The sequence below is a fragment of the Streptomyces sp. NPDC127197 genome, assembly GCF_042672405.1.
GTDB classification, from domain to species: Bacteria; Actinomycetota; Actinomycetes; order Streptomycetales; family Streptomycetaceae; genus Streptomyces; species Streptomyces flavusporus.
Map to the genome: position 1 here is coordinate 134,849 of NZ_JBHXVG010000021.1, position 19,507 is coordinate 154,355.

Consider the following 19,507-nt stretch of genomic DNA (forward strand, 5'->3'; position numbering starts at 1 on the left):
TCGATAACTTGCCGACAGGTTCGCCCCGTACCGTTGACGCATGGATCTTCGACTGCCCGCATGGCGTGGGCTACGGCGGCCGCGGCGGATCGTCGCGGCCGCGGCCGCGGTCGTGGCGCTCGCCGGTGCCGGTACGTGGACGGCCGTCGCCGACGACGACGCGCCCGCGGTGCGCCGCGCCGACCGGGTGATGGCCATGGGTGACGGGGTGCGCATCGACACCTCGTACTTCATCTCGGGCTCGGCCGGCCGTCGGCCCGCCGTCCTGCTGGCGCACGGCTTCGGCGGCAGCAAGGACGACGTACGGCAGCAGGCGGAGGACCTGGCGAGAGACGGGTACGCGGTGCTGACCTGGTCGGCGCGCGGGTTCGGCGACTCGACCGGGAAGATCGGGCTGAACGGTCCGGACGCCGAGGTCGCCGACGTCTCCCGGCTGATCGACTGGCTGGCCGAGCAGCCCCAGGTACAGCTCGACAAGGGCGGCGACCCGCGCGTGGGCATGGCGGGAGCGTCGTACGGCGGCGCGATCTCCCTGCTCGGCGCCGGGTACGACAACCGGGTGGACGCCATCGCCCCGGCGATCACGTACTGGAACCTCGCGGACGCCCTCTTCCCGAACGGCGTGTTCAAGAAGCTGTGGGCCGGGATCTTCGTCAACTCCGGCGGCGGCTGCGCCGAGTTCGAGCCGCGGCTGTGCGAGATGTACGAGCGGGTCGCCACGTCCGGCACCCCGGACACCGAGGCGCGGGACCTGCTTCAGGCCCGCTCGCCCTCGGCGGTCGGCGACCGCATCAAGGTGCCGACCCTCCTGGTGCAGGGCCAGTCCGACTCCCTCTTCCCGCTCGGCCAGGCCGACGCGGCGGCCAGGGCCATCAAGGCGAACGGCGCCCCCGTCGACGTCGACTGGATCGCCGGCGGCCATGACGGCGGCGACATGGAGACGAGCCGCGTCCAGGCGCGCGTGCAGTCCTGGTTCGACCGGTACCTCAAGGACGACAAGGACGCCGACACCGGCCCCGCCTTCCGGGTCACCCGCACCGGAGGCGTCGACTCCACCGACGGCGAGGCCCTGCTGCGGGGCGCGAGCGCGGACGCGTACCCCGGCCTGGAGAGCGGACAGCGCTCGGTGGAACTGACCGGACGCGAGCAGACCTTCGACAACCCGCCCGGCGCCGGCCCGCCCGCCGTCTCCGCCCTCCCCGGCCTCGGCGGTGCCGGCGGCCTCGCCCAGCTGTCCTCGCTGGGCGTAGGAGTGTCCCTCGACTTCCCGGGCCAGTACGCCCGCTTCGAGTCGGCGCCCGTCGGCGACGACCTGCGCATCACCGGATCGCCGACGGTGACCGTCCACGTGCAGTCCAGCAGCGACGACGCGGTCCTGTTCGCCAAGGTGTACGACGTCGGAGCCGACGGCACCCAGCAGGTGCTGCCCTCCCAGCTGGTGACCCCCCTCAGGGTCGAGGGCGCCAGGTCCGGCAAGGACGTGACGATCACACTCCCGACGATCGACCACGAGGTCGACAAGGGCCACCGGCTGCGCCTGGTCCTCGCCTCGACCGACCTCGCGTACGCCTCCCCGGCCGCCCCGGCGACGTACACCGTCTCCCTGAAGAGCGACCTGACGATCCCGACGGCCCCCGCCGTCACGACCGCCGCCGCCCCGCTGCCGGCCTGGGTGTGGTGGCTGCCGCTGACCGGCGCCGGGATCGCCCTGGCCCTGCTGCTCTCGGCCCGCCGCCGCACCGCCACGCCGGCACCGGACCCCGCCCTGTCCGACGTCCCGCTCCAGATCACCGACCTGAGCAAGCGGTACGCGAATTCGGCGGACCGGTACGCGGTCAAGGACCTGTCCTTCCACGTGGAGAAGGGCCAGGTGCTCGGCCTGCTCGGCCCCAACGGCGCGGGCAAGACGACGACCCTGCGCATGCTGATGGGCCTGATCAAGCCGGACGGCGGCGAGATCCGCGTCTTCGGCCACGCGATCCGCCCCGGTGCGCCGGTGCTGTCCCGGGTGGGCGCCTTCGTCGAGGGCGCGGGCTTCCTGCCGCACCTCTCCGGCCGCGAGAACCTGGAGCTGTACTGGCAGGCCACCGGCCGCCCGGCCGAGGACGCCCACCTGGACGAGGCGTTGGAGATCGCCGGGCTCGGCGACGCGCTGGCCCGCGCGGTGCGCACGTACTCCCAGGGCATGCGCCAGCGCCTGGCCATCGCCCAGGCCATGCTCGGCCTGCCGGACCTGCTCATCCTCGACGAACCCACCAACGGCCTCGACCCGCCCCAGATCCGTGAGATGCGCGAGGTGATGATCCGGTACGCGGCGGCCGGCCGTACGGTGATCGTCTCCAGCCACCTCCTGGCCGAGGTCGAGCAGTCCTGCACGCATCTCGTGGTGATGGACCGGGGCAGGCTCGTCCAGGCGGGCCCGGTCGGCGAGATCGTCGGCTCCGGCGACACCCTCCTCGTCGGCACCGCCGTGCCCGTGGAGGAGCCGGTCGCCGAGAAGGTCGCCGCCCTGCCGGGCGTCGCCTCCGCCGTCCTCACCGACGACGGACTCCTCGTCCGCCTCGACCCCGACGGCAGCCCGGCCCGCCTGGTCGCCGAACTCGTACGGCTCGAAGTGCCCGTCGCGTCGGTCGGCCCGCACCGCCGCCTGGAAGACGCCTTCCTCACCCTGATCGGAGGTTCCGCATGAGCACGCTCACCGAGCGCACCGAGGTCGCCTCCGGTTACCGGGCGGGCCGTACGCTGCCCCTCCGGGTCGAGCTGGTCCGCCAGTTGAAACGGCGCCGCACGCTGGTCATGTTCGGCATCCTCGCCGTCCTGCCGTTCGTGCTGGTCGTCGCGTTCGCGATCGGCGGCGAGCCGGATGCCGGCGGCGACCGGATCACGCTGATGGACTCGGCGACCGCGTCCGCCGCCAACTTCGCCGCGGTCAACCTCTTCGTCTCCGCGGGCTTCCTGCTGGTGGTCCCGGTGGCCCTGTTCTGCGGGGACACGGTCGCCTCGGAGGCCGGCTGGTCGTCCCTGCGCTATCTGCTGGCGGCGCCCGTGCCGCGGGCCCGGCTGCTGTGGTCCAAGCTGGTCGTCGGGCTCGGCCTGAGCCTGGCCGCGATGGTGCTGCTGCCCCTCGTCGCGCTGGCCGTCGGCAGCGTCGCCTATGGCTGGGGCCCGCTGCAGATCCCCACCGGCGGTGCGCTCGACGCGGGCACCGCGGCCCAGCGACTCGTGGTGGTCGTGGCGTTCATCTTCGTGTCGCAACTGGTCACCGCCGGGCTGGCGTTCTGGCTGTCGACCAGGACCGACGCCCCCCTGGGCGCGGTCGGTGGCGCGGTCGGCCTGACCATCGTCGGCAACGTCCTCGACGCGGTGACCGCCCTCGGCGACTGGCGCCACTTCCTGCCCGCGCACTGGCAGTTCGCCTGGGCGGACGCCGTCCAGCCCAGCCCCGAGTGGTCCGGCATGATCCAGGGCACCGCGATTTCCATTACATACGCACTCGTGCTTTTCGCTTTGGCGTTCCGGGGTTTCGCCCGCAAGGACGTGGTCTCGTAAGCGCGCCAACCGGGTGAACCTGCGAAACCAATTCTCGGGTGTCGTGTTGATGAAGCCGTAGGGCTAAGGACTCCTCGGACCGGGCCAAGTGCAAGAACGACTGACCGCCCAACGCACCAGCTTCCCGGCTGTGTCCTGGCCGGCCTTGGACGAAATCTCCGTTCCGAGGCCGGCCTTCCCAGTGCTTCATTCTTCGAGCAGGAAGACAACGACATTGCGACAGACCCTGAGCAGGGGAGTGTTCGCGGCGGCCGCCGCCACGGGCATGCTCTCCCTGTACGGCACGTCCGCCATCGCTGACACCCAGGCGGAAGCAGTCACCAAGGATTCTCCCGGTGTGCTGTCCGGGAACGCCGTGCAGGTGCCGATCAAGGTGCCGTTGAACCTGTGCGGCAACACCGTCGATGTGGCCGCGTTGCTCAACAAGGCGTTCGGCAACAGCTGCGCCAACACCTCGGACAAGAAGGAGGACGGGTCGGCCAAGTCCTCTTCTGAGACGTTCGACAAGTCCGGTAAGTCCAGCGGATCCGGCAAGTCCAGCAGCTCCAGCAGCTCCGGCGACTCCGACGGCTACGGCGACGACACCTCCGGCGCGCACGCGGAAGGGGTCGCCAAGGATTCTCCCGGTGTGCTGTCCGGGAACAGCCTGCAGGTGCCGGTCGACTTGTCGGTGAACGTGTGCGGCAACGCCGTCGATATCCTCGCGGTGTTCAACGAGGCGGCAGACGACACCTGCTCGAACCGTGACTACGGCTACGGCACCGAGGTGGACACGCCTGCGAAGCCGAGTGCGCCGTCCACGCCCGCCACCCCGGCTCCTCCGCGCGTCAAGGAGGCGCCGCGTCCCACGCCGCCGAGCGAGCTGCCGCCCATGGCCGAGGTGCTGCCCGGCGAGGTGCCCCAGCTGGCCGAGACCGGCAGCGGTGCGCTGATGGCGGCCTCGGCCGCCAGTGCCGCACTGCTCGCGGGCGGGGTCCTGGTGTACCGCCGCAGCCGCGCCACCTCCCACCGGTAGGTGCCCCTGCCGGACGCAACCCGCCCGGCACCCGAACCGGGAGGAAACGCCGCTCGGGGCCGCTGACGACGAGGGAGTCGTCAGCGGCCCCGAGCGGCTTCGCGTTGCTTCGTCAGCGGCGTACCGGCGACGGCGTTTCGGTTCGGCGGCCGCCTCCCGGTACGGGGACCGTCGCGCTCGTCGGGGTCGACCTGAGCCGGCGGCGTACCCCTCGGACGAGGGTCTCCGCCGTGAAGGACGCGCCCTGGACGAAGCGCATGGCCGGGCCGAAGCCGGAGGCGGTCACCAGGCCCGCGAGGAACAGTCCGGGCTGGGAGGACTCGAAGTCGCGCCCGACCACCGGGGAGCCGTCGGGCAGGGCCGCCAGCGTTCCGCGCAGCTCGGGCGAGAGCAGTCCGAGCCGGTCGCAGCGCGGCCGGAACCCTGTGGCGGCGATGACATGTTCGGTTTCCAGGGCGCTCCGGACGCCCGCGCGGCTCACCATGTCCAGCCGCAGGCCGCCCGGTACCGCACAGGCCGCGGTGACCTCATGACCCGGCAGCAGCTCCACCACGCCTTCCACCCGGTCCCGCACCCACCACGCGCCCGCCGGACCCAGCGCCGTGGTCGCGATGCGGGCCCGGGTCGACTCCGGCAGGCGCCGGAAAAGGCCGGGGCGCTCGGCGTAGAACCAGTTCCGCCAACCGGGGCCGAGGCCGCTGTGCGGGGAGCGGAGCGACTGCCACCAGGGGCGCTCCCAGGGCGGCGGCACGTCGTTCCACCGCAGCCCGTCGGCCCGCGCCAGCACACGTACGGACGTGCCCTGTTCGGCGAGCAGCGCCGCGGTCTCCAGGGCCGCCTGGCCGCCGCCGATGACCGTGACGTCCTTGCCGCGGAAGCGGTCGAGGTCGCTGTGGTGGCTGCTGTGCGTCACCAGTGAGGGGTGCAGTCCGCGCAGCGCCTGCGGGATCTCGACGAACGGCATGACACCGACCGCCAGCGCCACCGCCCGCGCGTACAGCGCCTGTCCGTCCTCGGTGACCGCCGTGAAGCCGCCGGGGCCGGACACCACCCGGGTGATCGTGCGCTCGTCCACCTCCGGCACGGCATGGCGCGCGAACCACAGGCCGTACGACGCGAACGCCTCGACCGGGATCGGCTGCGCATGACGTGCCGTCAGGCCGTGCTCGGCGCAGTAGACGTCCAGGCGCCAACGCCCGGCCGGGTCGGAGAGGTTGGACGCCCAGGGCTCCGACTTCAGGAACATGCCGCGGGGCATGTGGTCCCGCCAGGACGCCATGGGCCGGCCGAACACGCGCAGGTTCAGCCCGGCGGCCGCGGCGTGGGACGCGATCGACAGGCCGTACGGGCCTGCGCCCACCACCAGAAGGTCGTACATCATCAACTGCTCGCTTTCTCGTTATCGGTCAGGGAGGGCGAGGACGCCCGGGGAATGAGCCGCGGCGCCGCCGGTGCCGCCGCCGTCGCGCCCAGCCGCTCACGCAGCCGGCGGGACACATGCCTGCACCACAGGCCCCACATCGCCCATCCGGGCGCGCGGTCGTCCGGGGCGTACCAGGCCAGTTCGCGCCCGCCCGGCGCCGCACGCAGTGCCGCGAGGGGCGCGTAGTTCTCCACCACGAACGTCCGCCCGGCCATGGGGGCCCCGTCCGGCAGCGGACGGCCCGTCAGGTCCAGGTGCAGGGCGCGTACGACGTCCAGTCCCGCGCTGTCGGCGAAGAGCCGGAACTGCGCGCCGGGGCGCGGGTTGAAGTCGAGCAGGTGATAGCTGCCCGTCGTGCCGCAGCGGCGGAAGTCGAGGTCGAAGATGCCGCGGTAACCCAGCTCGCCGGTGAGCCGCTCGGCCAGCGCCTGCACCTGCGGGTTGGGTGTCCAGCAGCCCACCGCGGTCAGCCCCGCTCCCCGCGGCCAGTCCAGCCGCTTGCGGCCTGGCCCGCCCGCGCGCAGGGTGCCCGAGTGGTCGGCGTAGCCGTGGAAGAACCAGTCCCGGTTCGGCCCCGGCGGCAGGTACGCCTGCAGCAGCAGCCGACTGCCCGCCTCCTCGGTGCGCAGATACAGCTCGCGGGCCTGCTGCACGGAGCGCACCAGCACCGTGCTGCGCAGCCCGCTGCCGGCCGGCAGCAGCCAGGGCCGGCTCCACTTCGCCACCAGCGGCAGCCCGAGCTGCCGCGCGTCGGCGGCGGCCCGTGCCGCACTGTCCGGGACCAGCGTCATCGGGTGGGGGACGCCCGCGGACGCGCACACGGCGGCCAGTTCCGCCTTGTCGGCCACGCGTTCGGGCAGCGTGCCCGGCATCGTCGGCAGCAGGTAGGAGGGCGCGAGTTCGGTCCGCATCCGAGCCACGGCGACGGCGCACGCGTCGTCCATCGGGACCAGGACGGCCGGACGCGCGATCCGGTCGGCCACGCGGCGCAGCACGCCGAGGATGTCGTCCGGGGAGGCTCCCGGGAGCGGCGGGGGATGCATCTGACGCACGTAACGCGACACATGGACCGGACTTCTCGCTGAATCGGCGACGACATGCACCTCCACTCCCGCTCTGCCGAGCGAACGCACGGCTCCCAGCGTGCCGTGGTGAAAAGGGTTCCGGTCGATTCGTAGCAGTACGGCAGGGACGCGGGTGTCGAGTAGCGGCACGAAATCTCTCTTTCTAACGGATTGGCTCACCCGCACGGGCGGGCGCAGCACTCGAAAGCCGCAATGGCAGTGGCACCATTGGTTTTTCTGTGCCTGACTTCATGTGACGGTTGGTCAATAAGCAGGAACTGCGGCGGAAGGCCGGAGGAGATTGAGGAAAGGAACAGCATGGCCCCTCACCACAAGCGGATCCGGGTCCGCTGGCTGGCCGCGGGCGCGGTGGCGGTCGCAGCCGCGTCGGCAGTCCTGGCGTCCGGTCTCCCGGTGGAGGTGAGGGTGGTGCCGAGCGACGATGCTCGCCCTCCGGCGCCGGTCCCGGCGGCTCCCGCCCCCGAGGTCCCAGGGCCCTCGTCGGGCAGTAAGGCTCTGACCTTCGGTGCCTTCCTCGGCTCCGACGCCCGTGGCGTGGCCCGCATGCCGCGGTTCAGCCACTGGCTGGGCGGTGCCGAGCTCCGCGTCGGCCACACCTACCTGCCCGGCAACAGCTGGCGCGACATCGAGGGCGCCCCCGGCTTCCTCAACGTGTGGGCGAACTGGCGCAACCAGGAGGACGACCGGATGCTCATCCTCAACGTCCCCCTGCAGGAGCGCAACGAGGCGGGCGTCTCCGACGCCGAGGTCCGCAAGCTGTTGCGGCGGGGCGCGGCCGGGGAGTTCGATCACCACTTCCGTGCCCTCGCCGAGCGGCTGGTCCAGCTGGAGGTGCCGGACACGGTCCTGGTGCTCGGCTGGGAGATGAACGGCACCACGTACACCCATCGCTGCGGTCCGGACCCGCAGGCCTGGAAGAAGTACTGGAACAGGATCGTCACCACCATGCGTTCGGTGCCGGGCCAGAAGTTCCGGTTCGAATTCACGCCGAGCCGTGGCAGGGACGCCATCCCCTGGACGGAGTGCTATCCGGGGAATGACACGGTCGACATCATCGGCATGGACGCCTACGACCAGCCGGTCGGAAAGTCGTTCGACCAGCAGGTGAATGAGCCCTACGGACTTCAGGACCATGTGGATTTCGCGAAGGCCCACGGAAAACCCATCTCGTATCCCGAATGGGGACTCTTCCGCAACGGCGACAATGCCGAGTACATGCGGCGCATGCTCGCGTGGATCGGCGAGCACCGGCCGCTCTACAACACGCTGACCGACTACTGTCCGCACGGTGTGTGGAGTTGCGAGGACAACCCGAGGTCGTCCGACCTCTACCGGTCCTTCTTCGGCGGCATCGACGAGGCGACGCCGCCCCCCACACCACCCACGCCGGAGCCGACGCCGCCCCCCACACCGCCGGCCCCGGAGGAGGAGTGCACGCCGGTGGACCTGGGCAGCTGGCTGGAGGAGGCGCTCGGCGGGAAGCTCTGCCTCCGCTTCGACTGGTGGTAGTGCCGCCGGGAGTTCGACCGCTTCCACCGCCGTCACCGCTGTCCGCGCACATCGGCGGCGGCGGCCGGGCCCGGCACCGAGGCGGCCGGGAGCGGGTCGTCGTCCTGGCGGGCCTGCCTCGGCCGCGCCAGCAGCGCCAGACCGCACAGCAGCCCGCCCGCGCTCGCGCCCACCAGAGCGGTCACCGCCGGCGACGTGGACGTCGGCTCGGTCGGCTTCACCGCCCGCGAGAACTGCACCAGCCGCACCTGGGTGCTGCTGCTGGTGTCGTCCGCGTGCCGGGTCAGCGCACGGGAGACCGCGTTGGCCATGTCGACGGCGAGGCCGGGACGTGAGGAGGTGGCCGTGACGGCGACCATGGGCGCGTCCGGCGAGGTCGCCGTGCGGACGCTGTGCTGCAGTGTCCGCACCGGCACGCGCGCCCACACCTGTGCGTCCCCGAGCACGGCGAGCTGCGTGGCGGCCCGGCCGTACGCCTGCGCGAAACCGAGCGCGGATTCCGGGCCGCCCTTGTCGGTCGGTACGGCGATGACATAGCTGGTGGCCGTGTACTTGGGGGGTGTGACCAGGCCGTACGTGACGCCGAGCAGGCCGCCGAGGAGGGTGCCGGCCGCGAGCACGGACCAGGACGGCAGCTTCCTGAGACGGGCCAGGGACAGGCGCTGACGGATCGGAGTGGTGGTCATGACGGGCTGGCTCCCAGAGGTGAGAGGGACGACGACGAACTGGAGAGCGCGGCCGCATACACGTCCATGAGGCGGGCTGCGCTGCGGGTGATGCTGTAGCGGTGCGTGACCTCCGGTGCCGTGCGCGGCCGGGGGCCCGCCGCGCGGACCTCGGCGATCGCGCGGGCGTACGCCTCGGCGCCGCCCCGCACCCGCCGGGCGCCGGCGACGGCCGACGGCGGCAGGTCCTCGATCGCCGGGCAGGAGGCGTAGAGCACGGGCAGGCCGGACGCCAGCGCCTCCACGGCCGCGAGGCCGAAGGACTCCTCCATGGACGGGGACGCGAGCAGGTCCATCGCGGAGGTGAGCGAGGGCAGGTCGGGGCCGGGGGAGCCGTCGGGGACGTAGGGGCGTTCGCCGGTGAACAGGACGCGGTGGGCCACGCCGGCCTCGTGGGCCGTGCGGCGCAGGATGGGCTCGTCCGGACCGCCGCCCACCAGCAGCAGCCAGTGGTCGTCCGGGAGCCGGGTGAGCGCGTGCACGAGGACGTCGAACCGCTTCCCCCGGGTGAGCCGGCCGATGCCGCCGATGACGTACGCGCCCTCCGGCAGGCCGAGGCGCCGGCGGGTGCGCTCGCGCCGCTCCGGGTCGAAGCGGAAGCGGTCCACGTCGATGCCGTTCGGGACGACCTCGATGCGGGGCGCGGGCACGCCCCAGCGCTTCAGGCGGTCGGCCACCGTTGCGGAGACGGCGACCGTCGACGAGCCGAGCCGCTCGCTGGCGAGGTACAGCGCGCGTACGCCTGGCGTCAGCCTGCGGCCCTCCATCTGCGAGTCGCCCAGGGAGTGTTCGGTGGCGACGACCGCGCGGACCCCGGCGAAACGTGCGGCGGGCCGGCCGTAGACGCAGGCCCGGTACAGGTGCGTGTGCACCAGGTCGTAGCGGCCTGCGCGGATCACCCGGGCCAGGCGCGGGAGGGCGGTCAGGTCGCGGTTGCCGTCCATGCCGATGTGCACGACGCGGACGCCGTCGGCGGCGAGGCCCTCGGCGACCGCACCGGGGTTGGTGAGCGTCACGACGTCGCAGTCGACGGGCAGATGGCGCAGCAGCAGGCGCAGTTGCTGTTCGGCGCCGCCGACGCCGAGGCCGGTGATGATGTGCAGAGCCTTCATCTCACAGGCCCTCCACCGGGCGGTGGCGCAGCCGGTGCAGCCGGTGCTTGAGGTGCAGGCGCCAGGTCGTGTCGTTCTGGCCGACGTGCACCCGCGGCAGGGCGTGCGGACCGGTCAGCGGGCCGGGGTCGATGGCGCAGGCGTAGGCGTATCCCGCTTCCCGTACGGCCTCGACGGCGCGGGCGTCGACCGTGCCGTACGGGTAGCAGAAGCCGTCGACCCGGGCGCCGGTCAACTCCGCGATCAGCGCGCGGCTTTCGACCACCTCGGTCTTCAGGGTGAGGTCGTCCGCCTTGGTGAGGTCGACGTGGGTCAGCCCGTGCGAGCCGATCTCCACACCCTCGGCGGCCGCGCGCCGGATGCCGTCCGCGGTCAGCAGTGGCTTGCGCGGGCCGAGCGGGTCCCAGGCGTTGTCGCCGCCGAGCCGGCCGGGCAGGACGAAGAGGGTGGCCCCGAAGTTCCAACGGCGCAGGAGCGGCAGGGCGTCGGTGACGAAGTCGGCGTACCCGTCGTCGAAGGTGAGCCCGACCAGTCCCCGCCGCCCGCCCCGGGAGCGGGCGGCGAGCAGCTCGGCCACGGACACACCGCGCAGTCCGCGCCGGTGCAGCCAGGCCAGCTGTCTGTCGAGCCGCTCGGGCGTGACCGTGATGCGGTAGGGGTCGTCCGTGCAGTCGCCCACCGAGTGGTACATCGCCACCCACGGGACCGGGCCGGGGCGCGGGGCGGGGAGTCTGCCGGTGTCGAGGAAATCAGTGGAAGCGGCCATGTGTGAGCCTTCGTGTGACGGTGCGTACGGAGCGCAGTGCGGATGCGACAGGGCCTAGGGCCGAGATGAGCGGAACGAAGACGGCGGTCACGGTCAGACAGCCCGCCGCGAGGCCCGCCACCGGGGACTGAAACCGGCTCGCGACGAACGCGCCGGCTGCGGTGGCGGCGACCGCGGCGAGCACCGGCCTGCTCAGCTCGGCCAGGACCTTCGGAAGGCGGATCGAGACGCTGTGGGGGTTGCTGCGCCGGGCCGTGCGCAGGCCGGCGAGGAGCAGGGCGGCCGTGACGGTGATGCCGATGGCGTTGGCGGCGGCGATCCCCTCCACGCCCCAGGGGCGCACGGTCGCGGCGCCGATCGAGGACGTCACGGCGATGCCCACGGTCATCACGGCGACGGGGTACCAGCTGGGCCGGCCCGCCGAGAAGTACGAGCGGACCAGGGCGCCCACCAGGGTCTGGCCCAGCAGTCCGAGGGCGTACACGCGCATGACGGCCGCCGTCGCCGCGGTGTCGCCCGCGGTGAACGCGCCGCGCTGGAAGAGCAGTTCGATCATCTGCGGGGCGCAGGCGATCACCGCGCACATGCCCAGCAGCACCACACAGGAGGCCAGCACCAGATCCCGCTCCACTCGGCTGCGGGCCCGTGCGGTGTCGCCGTCCGCGAGCGCCCGCGCCACCACCGGGAAGGTCACCGTGCACAGCATCAGCGACAGCGTCATCGGGAGCTGGGCGACCTTCTGCGCGTAGTTCAGGTGCGAGATGGCCCCGGCGGGCAGGGACGAGGCGAGGAAGCGTTCGACGAGGACCTGCGACTGGCGGCACAGCGCGAAGAGGAGTACGGCGGCGATCAGGGCGAGTTGCATCGGCCGCTCCCCGACATCGGCCCCGCCCCCGCCAGGAGTCGGCTTGCGCGAGGCCAACTGCCGCCACAGCGACGGCAGTTGCACCGCCACCATCAGACAGCCGCCCACCGCGACCCCGATCGCCGCCGAGCGCACCCCCCAGCGTTCGCCGAGCAGGAACATCACGGCGATGATGCCGGTGTTGTACGCGACGTAGATCGCCGCGGGCGCGAGGAAACGGCGGTGCGCCCGCAGGGCGGCGCTGCAGTACCCGGCGAGCCCGAAGGCCAGCACGCAGGTCGCCGTGAGCCGGGTGCAGTCGGCGGCGAGGCCGGGGTCGGGCAGGCCCGGCGCCAGGGCCCGGACCAGGTAGGGGGCCACACCGGCGACCAGCGCGGCCACCGCGGCGAGGGCCAGGCACAGACGGGGCAGGGTAGCGGCCACCAGAGCGCGGACGGGGTCGTCCGGGGCGCCCCGGGCGCGGCGGGACAGCGCCATGCTGAACGCCGGGATCAGCACCAACGCCAGCCCGTCCTCGATGAGCAGCGTGGCGGCGAACTCCGGCACGGTCCACGCGACCAGGAAGGCGTCCGTGTCGCTCCCGGCACCGAACAGCCGCGCCAGGGACTGGTCGCGCACCAGGCCGAGCAGTGAACCGGCGATGGACAGCGACGCCGTGACGAGCGCGGCCCGGGCGAGAAACCTCCGGGACGCCGAGGCCGGACCGTCGCCGCCCCCGGCCAGGGTGGCGGCACGCGCCGCGGGTACGGCCGCCGCGCCGTCGGTTGCGGATCCGGGGGTCCGCGAAGGCCTCACGGTCATCGCGCCACGGCCTCCTCGACGCGCCGGCGTGCCCCGCCCCGTGGCACGCCGTCCACGCGTTGGTCACCGGCCAGCGCCCACCACGCCACGAGCCCCAGGGCCACAGCGGTCAGGACGGTCGAAGGGCCGCCGATGTCCCCGTACACGAAGTCGGTCAGCAGCCAGACCAGCAGCCCGCAGCCGACCAGTGCGCAGTCGAGTCCCGGTCCGCGGCCCCGGACGCGCAGCAGCCGGCGCAGGCCGCACACCAGCAGCGCCAGCCAGCTCCCGGCGAGCGCGAGCAGCCCGACCAGGCCCTGCTCGCTCAGCAGCAGCAGGTACATGTTGTGCGGCGACAGCAACGGCTGCCGCTGGTACGCCGTCCCCGCGCCCGCGATCTCGCTGCCCGACGACAGCGCCAGGGTGGCGTGCCGGTCCCGGTACTCGGGAAAGCCCTTCATACCGACGCCGGTCAGCGGCTGCTGCCGCCACATGCCGGTCGCGGACGCCCACAGCGTGTACCGGTCGACGACGGACTGGTCGGGGGCGTCGGTGACCTGCGCGATGCTGTCGATCCGCTGCTGCAACAGCGCCGTGCCGACGCCGAACCCGCCGACCAGGATCACGCCGGCGGCGACCGCGGCCGCCGCCACCTTCAGCGCCCGCCGCAGCCCGGTCAGCGCCAGCTGCACGGCGCACGCCAGGGCGGTCGAGATCCAGGCGCCCCGGCTGAAGGAGAGCGCGAGCGGCAGCAGCAGGGCCAGCGCGCACCCGGCGGCGGCCGCCCGCTGCCGTACGGACGCCGGGCCCAGCGCGATCCCGGCCGCACACACCAGGCCGAGCGAGACGACCATCGCCATGCCCATCACGTCATGCGGCCCGAAGGTGCCGACCGCCCGGATGTCCTCGCCCTGGTAGGAGGCGCCGGTCCCGGTGACGTACTGGTGCACGCCCACGGCCCCCTGCCACAGCGCGAGCCCCACGAACGACCAGGCCACCAGCCGGAAGCCGGCCCGGTCGCGGATCAGCAGCAGCACGGCTGCCGGGACGAGCACGAAGATCTGCAGATAACGCCCCAGGCCGGTGAGCCCGGCCTGGGGCGAGGACGCTCCCATCGCGGCGAGCGCGAGCCCCACGACCGGCAGGCCCAGCACCACGGCCGCGACGGGCGACAGCGGACGCCGCCGTTCGCGCAGGAGACGGAGCACGCAGTACACCACCGCCAGCCCGGAGACCACGTCGGCGGGCCCCGCGCCGTCCGGCGTCAGCGGCAGGGCCAGCAGCGCGGGCACGGCCACCACGGGGAGGACCGGCATCAGCGCGGCGGCCCGGCCCGGGAGCGATGTCAGGGCGTGGCTCACGTCTCTCAGCCCCCCGTCGGGCGCACCAGGGTGGCCGCGGTGCGCAGCAGGATGCAGATGTCCTGCCACAGCGACCAGTCGTCGATGTAGGCGTTGTCGAACCGGCAGCGGTCCTCGATCGAGGTGTCACCGCGCAGGCCGTGGACCTGGGCGAGGCCGGTGATGCCGGTCCGCATGCGGTGGCGGACCGCGTAACCGGGGTAGGTCTGGCTGAACTGCGCGACGAAGAAGGGGCGTTCGGGCCGCGGCCCGACCAGGCTCATGTCGCCCCGGAGCACGTTCCACAGCTGGAGCAGCTCGTCGAGGGAAGTGCGCCGCAACATACGGCAGAACCAGCGCATCTCGATCTCGTTCGCCACGCTCCACCGGGTCGCCGACTCGTGCTCGTCGACCGGGCGGTGGGTACGGAACTTCAGCAGCGTGAACGGCTTTCCGTTCTTGCCGATGCGCTCCTGCCGGAACACCACGCCGGGACCGTCGCTGATCCGCAGCGCCACCGCGCACGCCAGGAGCAGCGGACTGACCAGCAGCAACAGCGACCCCGACACGAGAATGTCGAGCGCCCGCTTGCCCACGCCGCCGCGGCGCACCGGGGACATGTCCAGACGCCGGCAGGAGAACCCGGCCAGCCGCTCCCTCGTCGCGTACGACGGGGAGTCGGCGTCGACCTCCCAGACCACGCAGCCCGACTCGGCCAGCGCCCGCAGCAGCGGCCCCTGTTCGGCGCGTACGGAGGGGTGAACGGCCAGCACCGCCCGCACCCCGTTCTGGATGACCGCACGCTCGACCTCCTCGCCGGTCGTCAGCACCGGCAGGCCCTCGGTGCCGTCCGGCTGCCTGGCGACGACTCCCACCGGCCGCACACCGCACCGCGGGTGGCGCAGCACGGCGGCGGCGACACGCTGCGCGGTCGCCACCGGGCCGACGACGAGTGCGGTGTGCGGGTGGCGCAGCAGTGCGGCGCGCCGCCGCCCGTGCACGGCTCCGCGCAGCACACAGCCGACCGTTGCCTGCAGGGCGAGGCCCGTCAGTACGGTGCCGACGGACAACGCGTGCTCCGGCCGGTACGCCGCCGCGAGCGCCGAGAGCGCCAGCCAGGCCACCGCGATGCGGCCGCACACGGCGGGCAGTTCCTCCAGCAGCCCCGGCACCGGCGGCCGGCCGTCGCGCGGACGCAGCAGCAGCGACGCGACGACCAGCAGGGTGACGAGCAGCGGATGGCGCTGCGCCTCGGTGAGCGCCAGTGTGCCCGACAGGGCGGCGACGCCGTCCGCGAGGAGCAGCGGGACCGGTGAGGCCGACCGGGCCGGACGGCGCGGGACGGGGAACCGGAAACCGGTGGCGGTGCCGCGCGGCGGCAGGACCGAAACTGGTGAGAATCCGTGGTCCCGCGGCGGCAGGCCGGGGGAGGGCACGGTACGTTCGGCGGTCACGAGTGACTGGACTCCCTGTGCTTGGTGGGCTCGACGCGCTGTGTTGTCTGGTTCGCCTCGGCGCCACGGCCCGTGCCGGGCGGCTGACCGTGCTCAGCGCCGCGGGCTTCGGCGGTCCCGGCCGCGCGGGACGGGAGCGCCCTTCGGGCGGCGGGCCAGGTGCCGAGCAGGTCGCGGTAGACGTCCGCGAGCGCCTCGGCGGTGTGCCGTACGTCGTGGGTGGACAGCACATGCCGACGGCCGGCCTCGCCGAGCGACGCGCGCAGCAGCGGGTCGAGCAGCAGGTCGCCGACGGCCCCGGCCAGTGCCGCCGGTTTCTCCGGCGGGACCAGGCACCGGGCGGCGAAGGAGGGTGGCAGACTCTCGCGGGCGCCGTCGACGTCCGTGACCACCACGGGCCGCGCGCAGGCCATCGCCTCCAGCGGGGCCAGCGCCATGCCCTCCCAGCGGGACGGCAGGACGACGAGGTCGGCGGCCTGGTACCAGGGGGAGGCGTCGGTGACGGCTCCCGCGAAGAGCACGGACTCCGGGGCGCGTTCGCGCAAGCGCTCGCGGTCCGGCCCGTCGCCGACCAGGACGAGGCGGGCGTCGGGCACCCTGCGTACGACGGCGTCCCACGCCCGGAGCAGGACGTCCTGCCCCTTCTGTCGGCACAGCCGCCCCACGCAGACCGCGAGCGGCGCCGCCGGGGGGACGTCGGCGAGCGGTGCGAGCCCGGCCCGCACGGCGCCGGCGTCGGCCGGGTGGAAGCGCTCGGGATCGATGCCGTTGGGGATGACGGTCCACCGACCGGTGATCCCCGCGCGCACGCCGGTGGCGCGCTCCGCCTCGCTCACACACACCAACCGCGCGGCCCAACGCGCCCCCCAGCGCTCCCACTTGAGCGCCAGGGCCGCGGTGCCCCCGCCGACCGCCTCGAACGACCAGGCGTGCGGCTGGAAGACCGTCGGAATCCGCCCGCGCACCGCGAGCCGCCCGGCGAGCCCGGCCTTCGCACTGTGTGCGTGCAGGAGATCGGGGCGTACCTCGTCGATGACCCGTACGAGGTGCCGTACCTCCCGCACGAGCGACGGACCCGGCGACCGCGTCGCGGGCCAGTGCCGTACGTGCGCGCCGAGCGCCTGCAGTTGCCCGGTGAGCGGGCTGTCGGGGCAGGCCACGGTGACGTCCAGGCCGTCCGCCAGCTGAGCCCGGACCAGGTCCGTCACCACGCGCGCGACCCCGCCGTCCACCGGTTGGGTGAGGTGCAGAACCCGCAGCCGAGGGCTGATGGGTGACAGGTGCATATGCGCGGCTTCCTCGCTCACGACGGCGCTCGGGGCGGGCGGCAACGGGGTCACTGCTGGGCGTCGACAGCGACGAAGAGCGCACCGGCCCACGCGGCGTCCTGCTGGGACCGGAGCCGGAAGGTCAACTGGTCACCGGCGTTCTGCAGGACTCTGCCGAGGTCGAACACATCGGAGTCGTAGCCGAGGGTGTTGGCGTGCGCGGGCACCCGCGCCGCATCCTCTCCCGGCTCACTGATCGTGGAGTTCAGGACGTCGTTCTGGGGGTTGGCGGCGTCGCCGAGGGCGACGGAGGCGGACCCGTTCGTCACGGTGAGCGAGTCGCCGGTGGTGCCGCGGTCGCCGTTGTACGCCACCAGGCCCGAGCGGCCCCCGGCGCCTGCGGCGAAGCGCAGATCGCGCAGCCGGATCTCCTGTCCCGAGCCGGACTTCAGCGGCACGAAGCCGTCCCAGACCGCGAGGTGCCGCAGCGGCTCCGCCGCGTTCTCGTACACCACCACCAACGTCCAGCCGCCCCACGCCCCGGCCGCCGACCCGCCCATGGCCACGTTGACCTGCGCCACGGTGTACAGGCCCGAGCCGCCCTCCCGCACCAGCCGCGTGACGTCCGCCGACGCCTGGAAGGCGTCCGCGCCGTCTGCCACGCGGTGTCCGACGACCGTGTCCGCGAGGAGCTCTCGGTACTCACCGCCGGGTTCGGCGATCAGCACGCGTCCGTTGTCCTCCGGCGGCTTCTGTTCGCCGACGCGCAGGTTTCCGCCCCAGTACAGGCGCGCGTACGTCACTCGGGAGCCGGAGGGGAGGCGGACCTCAGCGCGGGAGGAGTTGTAGGTGTTCGGGTCGCGGTCGACGTCGATGTAGAACATGTCGAAGTCGCCGTTCGCCCCCTGCCCGCCCCCCTGCACGTCCGGGCACGAAGGTGCCGTGCTCTGCCTGCAGGTGATGGAGGAGTTGGCCGCGCGCACGATGCCGCCGTGCTGGTGTGCGCGGTACCGCTGGGCGAACGCGAGGCTCTCCGCTTCCGGTGCGGGAGCGGCAGCCAGGGAGCTGCCGGGTGTCCACATCGCGGCGAGGGTGAGAACGCCGACCGTCGCATGGCGAAGCAGCGGACCCAGGGAATGACGCATGACCGTCGGTGCCCTTTCGGAACAGGTGGCGGTGGCAGCAGCGACACGAGTGCGATGTGTCCGCCCGGAGGGTGTCTCGGAGATGCGTCACTCTAGTCGCTAGCCGGACAAATATGGTGAAAGGCGACACTTGGGATCACGCCATTGGCGGCGCAACTCTCAGGAGCACGTGCCGATGCCGTTCCGCCGAACGAGGGCGGGGGAGCAGTCGGCCTGACGTACCGTCTGATCAGGCAGGACGCGGCGACAGGGGGATCCGCGGGAGCATGAAAAGCCTATGATCGGTTGCGGGAGGCCATGGGCGCTTTCACGGTGGGCTCAGGATCCAACGCCCGTCGAAAGGAATCTCCATGCGTGCTCTGCCCGCACGGCGCATGGCATCCAGCGCACTGTGCGCCGCCCTCCTGGTCGGGATCACCGGCCCCGCCGCCATGGCGGCCGACTCGACCCGCGAGCGCAGCCATACGGCGTCGCCCGATGTGCGGCACCCCGGCGCGGACACGTTTCACGCGCAGGTCAGGAAACTGGGCGTCCTCGGGAGCGAGTTCGCCCCGGTCACCGACCTGCTGAACGCCGTGCTCAAGGCCGAGGACGGTCAACTGCCCGCCGCCAAGGCCAGGAAACTGGGCGCCGCCGCGAAGGCCTCCCTGGCCGAGGCGGCCGCCAAGGCTCCGGCGACCGCGGCCCCAGCGACGGGCGTGCTGCCGCGCGACGCCGACCTCACGGACGACGAGCTGGACGCTGTGGAGGAAGCCATCGACAGCCTTCTGGAGGCGGTCACCTCCGATGACGAAAACCAGGTGCTTCTGTCGGTCGACGACCTGCTCGACCAGGTGGGGAGCCTCATCGACGAGCTGATCGGCACCGGCCTGCCGCCGCTGCCCAGCACGTCGACATCGACGTCGGTGCCCGAGGAGTCGGCCGTAACGCTCCCCGCGAATGCGTCGACGCAGCCCCAGACGGTGCTGTTGACGGTCCCGTGAGCGTCGCACGAGCGTCGTACGGTACGGCTCTCGCCTGTCCAGTCGTGGTGCCGTCCTCCGGGGGGCGGCACCACGACTGTGTCTTTCAGAGACCTCAGCCCTTCAGAGATCTCATATGAGGACTTGCAATCTTCGGCACCTCCGGTTTCCGCCCAGACCACAGCTCGTTAGGCACGGCGACAGAATCCCCTCCGGCAATCTGCGTTGCCGAAGAAAGGAACACGATGAAGTCCCTGAAGGCTGCCGCCGTCGTTGCCGGGTCCTTGATCGCCGCCGGTGCCGCCACTCCCGCGTGCGCCCAGAACGCTCCCGCCATGGCGCCCACCACCTACAACGCACCCGACACGGCGCCCGCCCCCCAGAGTGCTCCGGCTCAGGCGCCGGCTGCCCAGAGTGCTCCGGCTCAGGCGCCGGCTGCCCAGAGTGCTCCGGCTCAGGCGCCGGCTGCCCAGAGTGCTCCGGCTCAGGCGCCGGCTGCCCAGAGTGCG

The 19,507-nt window shown here is 72.9% G+C and carries 15 protein-coding genes; 5 read left to right on the forward strand and 10 right to left on the reverse strand.

Annotated elements, in window-relative coordinates; all coding sequences use genetic code 11:
* The first annotated feature begins 40 nt into the window (after positions 1-40).
* The 3 genes from ACFVJQ_RS28850 (at position 41) to ACFVJQ_RS28860 (ending at position 4,564) form a co-directional block, all read left to right on the forward strand.
* On the forward strand, positions 41-2,689 hold the full coding sequence (locus ACFVJQ_RS28850) for a CocE/NonD family hydrolase (protein ID WP_385788282.1): 2,649 nt from the start codon (positions 41-43) through the stop codon (positions 2,687-2,689).
* Entirely contained in the window at positions 2,686-3,549 is an 864-nt protein-coding gene (locus ACFVJQ_RS28855; RefSeq protein WP_385788285.1) for an ABC transporter permease, read from the forward strand. Before ACFVJQ_RS28850 ends, ACFVJQ_RS28855 begins: the two co-directional genes overlap by 4 nt.
* Before the next feature lie 214 nt (positions 3,550-3,763).
* The gene (locus ACFVJQ_RS28860) at positions 3,764-4,564 is read left to right on the forward strand and encodes a chaplin (RefSeq protein ID WP_385788288.1); all 801 of its coding nucleotides are present in this window, start codon (positions 3,764-3,766) and stop codon (positions 4,562-4,564) included.
* Between the two features lie 112 nt (positions 4,565-4,676).
* On the opposite strand, the gene ACFVJQ_RS28865 is transcribed toward ACFVJQ_RS28860, so the two are convergent.
* Positions 4,677-5,942: an NAD(P)-binding domain-containing protein gene (locus ACFVJQ_RS28865; protein WP_385788371.1), complete on the reverse strand. Its 1,266-nt coding sequence runs from the start codon at positions 5,940-5,942 to the stop codon at positions 4,677-4,679.
* 2 nt (positions 5,943-5,944) lie between these two features.
* Positions 5,945-7,201, reverse strand: a complete 1,257-nt coding sequence (locus ACFVJQ_RS28870; protein ID WP_385788291.1) for an ATP-grasp domain-containing protein — start codon at positions 7,199-7,201, stop codon at positions 5,945-5,947.
* 168 nt (positions 7,202-7,369) lie between these two features.
* Between ACFVJQ_RS28870 and ACFVJQ_RS28875 the strand changes: the two genes are divergently transcribed.
* Positions 7,370-8,581, forward strand: a complete 1,212-nt coding sequence (locus ACFVJQ_RS28875) for a glycoside hydrolase family 26 protein (RefSeq protein ID WP_385788294.1) — start codon at positions 7,370-7,372, stop codon at positions 8,579-8,581.
* 32 nt (positions 8,582-8,613) lie between these two features.
* On the opposite strand, the gene ACFVJQ_RS28880 is transcribed toward ACFVJQ_RS28875, so the two are convergent.
* Genes ACFVJQ_RS28880 through ACFVJQ_RS28915 form a run of 8 tightly spaced genes read right to left on the reverse strand, consistent with a single transcriptional unit; the run spans position 8,614 to position 18,036 of the window.
* On the reverse strand, positions 8,614-9,267 hold the full coding sequence (locus ACFVJQ_RS28880) for a lipopolysaccharide biosynthesis protein (RefSeq protein ID WP_385788297.1): 654 nt from the start codon (positions 9,265-9,267) through the stop codon (positions 8,614-8,616).
* A complete protein-coding gene (locus tag ACFVJQ_RS28885; RefSeq protein WP_385788300.1) occupies positions 9,264-10,418 on the reverse strand; it encodes a glycosyltransferase in 1,155 nt (384 codons plus the stop codon). The genes ACFVJQ_RS28880 and ACFVJQ_RS28885 overlap by 4 nt, the downstream gene beginning before the upstream one ends.
* A gap of 1 nt (position 10,419) precedes the next feature.
* The gene (locus ACFVJQ_RS28890; protein ID WP_385788302.1) at positions 10,420-11,184 is read right to left on the reverse strand and encodes a polysaccharide deacetylase family protein; all 765 of its coding nucleotides are present in this window, start codon (positions 11,182-11,184) and stop codon (positions 10,420-10,422) included.
* The gene (locus ACFVJQ_RS28895) at positions 11,168-12,850 is read right to left on the reverse strand and encodes a lipid II flippase MurJ (RefSeq protein WP_385788305.1); all 1,683 of its coding nucleotides are present in this window, start codon (positions 12,848-12,850) and stop codon (positions 11,168-11,170) included. The genes ACFVJQ_RS28890 and ACFVJQ_RS28895 overlap by 17 nt, the downstream gene beginning before the upstream one ends.
* Entirely contained in the window at positions 12,847-14,190 is a 1,344-nt protein-coding gene (locus ACFVJQ_RS28900; protein WP_385788308.1) for an O-antigen ligase family protein, read from the reverse strand. Before ACFVJQ_RS28900 ends, ACFVJQ_RS28895 begins: the two co-directional genes overlap by 4 nt.
* Before the next feature lie 5 nt (positions 14,191-14,195).
* Positions 14,196-15,623, reverse strand: coding sequence for an exopolysaccharide biosynthesis polyprenyl glycosylphosphotransferase (locus ACFVJQ_RS28905; protein ID WP_385788311.1), 1,428 nt, complete (start codon positions 15,621-15,623; stop codon positions 14,196-14,198).
* Positions 15,620-16,909, reverse strand: coding sequence for a glycosyltransferase family 4 protein (locus ACFVJQ_RS28910; protein WP_385788314.1), 1,290 nt, complete (start codon positions 16,907-16,909; stop codon positions 15,620-15,622). Before ACFVJQ_RS28910 ends, ACFVJQ_RS28905 begins: the two co-directional genes overlap by 4 nt.
* A 50-nt stretch (positions 16,910-16,959) precedes the next feature.
* Entirely contained in the window at positions 16,960-18,036 is a 1,077-nt protein-coding gene (locus ACFVJQ_RS28915) for a DUF3344 domain-containing protein (RefSeq protein ID WP_385788317.1), read from the reverse strand.
* A 350-nt stretch (positions 18,037-18,386) separates the two neighbouring features.
* Between ACFVJQ_RS28915 and ACFVJQ_RS28920 the strand changes: the two genes are divergently transcribed.
* Positions 18,387-19,019, forward strand: coding sequence for a hypothetical protein (locus tag ACFVJQ_RS28920; RefSeq protein WP_385788320.1), 633 nt, complete (start codon positions 18,387-18,389; stop codon positions 19,017-19,019).
* The last annotated feature ends 488 nt before the right edge of the window (positions 19,020-19,507 follow it).

Excerpts from the sequence above, each read along its gene's own strand:
- ACFVJQ_RS28850 (WP_385788282.1), top strand. The coding sequence starts at position 41 with ATGGATCTTCGACTGCCCGCATGGCGTGGGCTACGGCGGCCGCGGCGG.
- ACFVJQ_RS28855 (WP_385788285.1), top strand. The coding sequence starts at position 2,686 with ATGAGCACGCTCACCGAGCGCACCGAGGTCGCCTCCGGTTACCGGGCG.
- ACFVJQ_RS28865 (WP_385788371.1), bottom strand. The coding sequence starts at position 5,942 with ATGTACGACCTTCTGGTGGTGGGCGCAGGCCCGTACGGCCTGTCGATC.
- ACFVJQ_RS28875 (WP_385788294.1), top strand. The coding sequence starts at position 7,370 with ATGGCCCCTCACCACAAGCGGATCCGGGTCCGCTGGCTGGCCGCGGGC.
- ACFVJQ_RS28880 (WP_385788297.1), bottom strand. The coding sequence starts at position 9,267 with ATGACCACCACTCCGATCCGTCAGCGCCTGTCCCTGGCCCGTCTCAGG.
- ACFVJQ_RS28885 (WP_385788300.1), bottom strand. The coding sequence starts at position 10,418 with ATGAAGGCTCTGCACATCATCACCGGCCTCGGCGTCGGCGGCGCCGAA.
- ACFVJQ_RS28890 (WP_385788302.1), bottom strand. The coding sequence starts at position 11,184 with ATGGCCGCTTCCACTGATTTCCTCGACACCGGCAGACTCCCCGCCCCG.
- ACFVJQ_RS28895 (WP_385788305.1), bottom strand. The coding sequence starts at position 12,850 with ATGACCGTGAGGCCTTCGCGGACCCCCGGATCCGCAACCGACGGCGCG.
- ACFVJQ_RS28910 (WP_385788314.1), bottom strand. The coding sequence starts at position 16,909 with ATGCACCTGTCACCCATCAGCCCTCGGCTGCGGGTTCTGCACCTCACC.
- ACFVJQ_RS28915 (WP_385788317.1), bottom strand. The coding sequence starts at position 18,036 with ATGCGTCATTCCCTGGGTCCGCTGCTTCGCCATGCGACGGTCGGCGTT.
- ACFVJQ_RS28920 (WP_385788320.1), top strand. The coding sequence starts at position 18,387 with ATGCGTGCTCTGCCCGCACGGCGCATGGCATCCAGCGCACTGTGCGCC.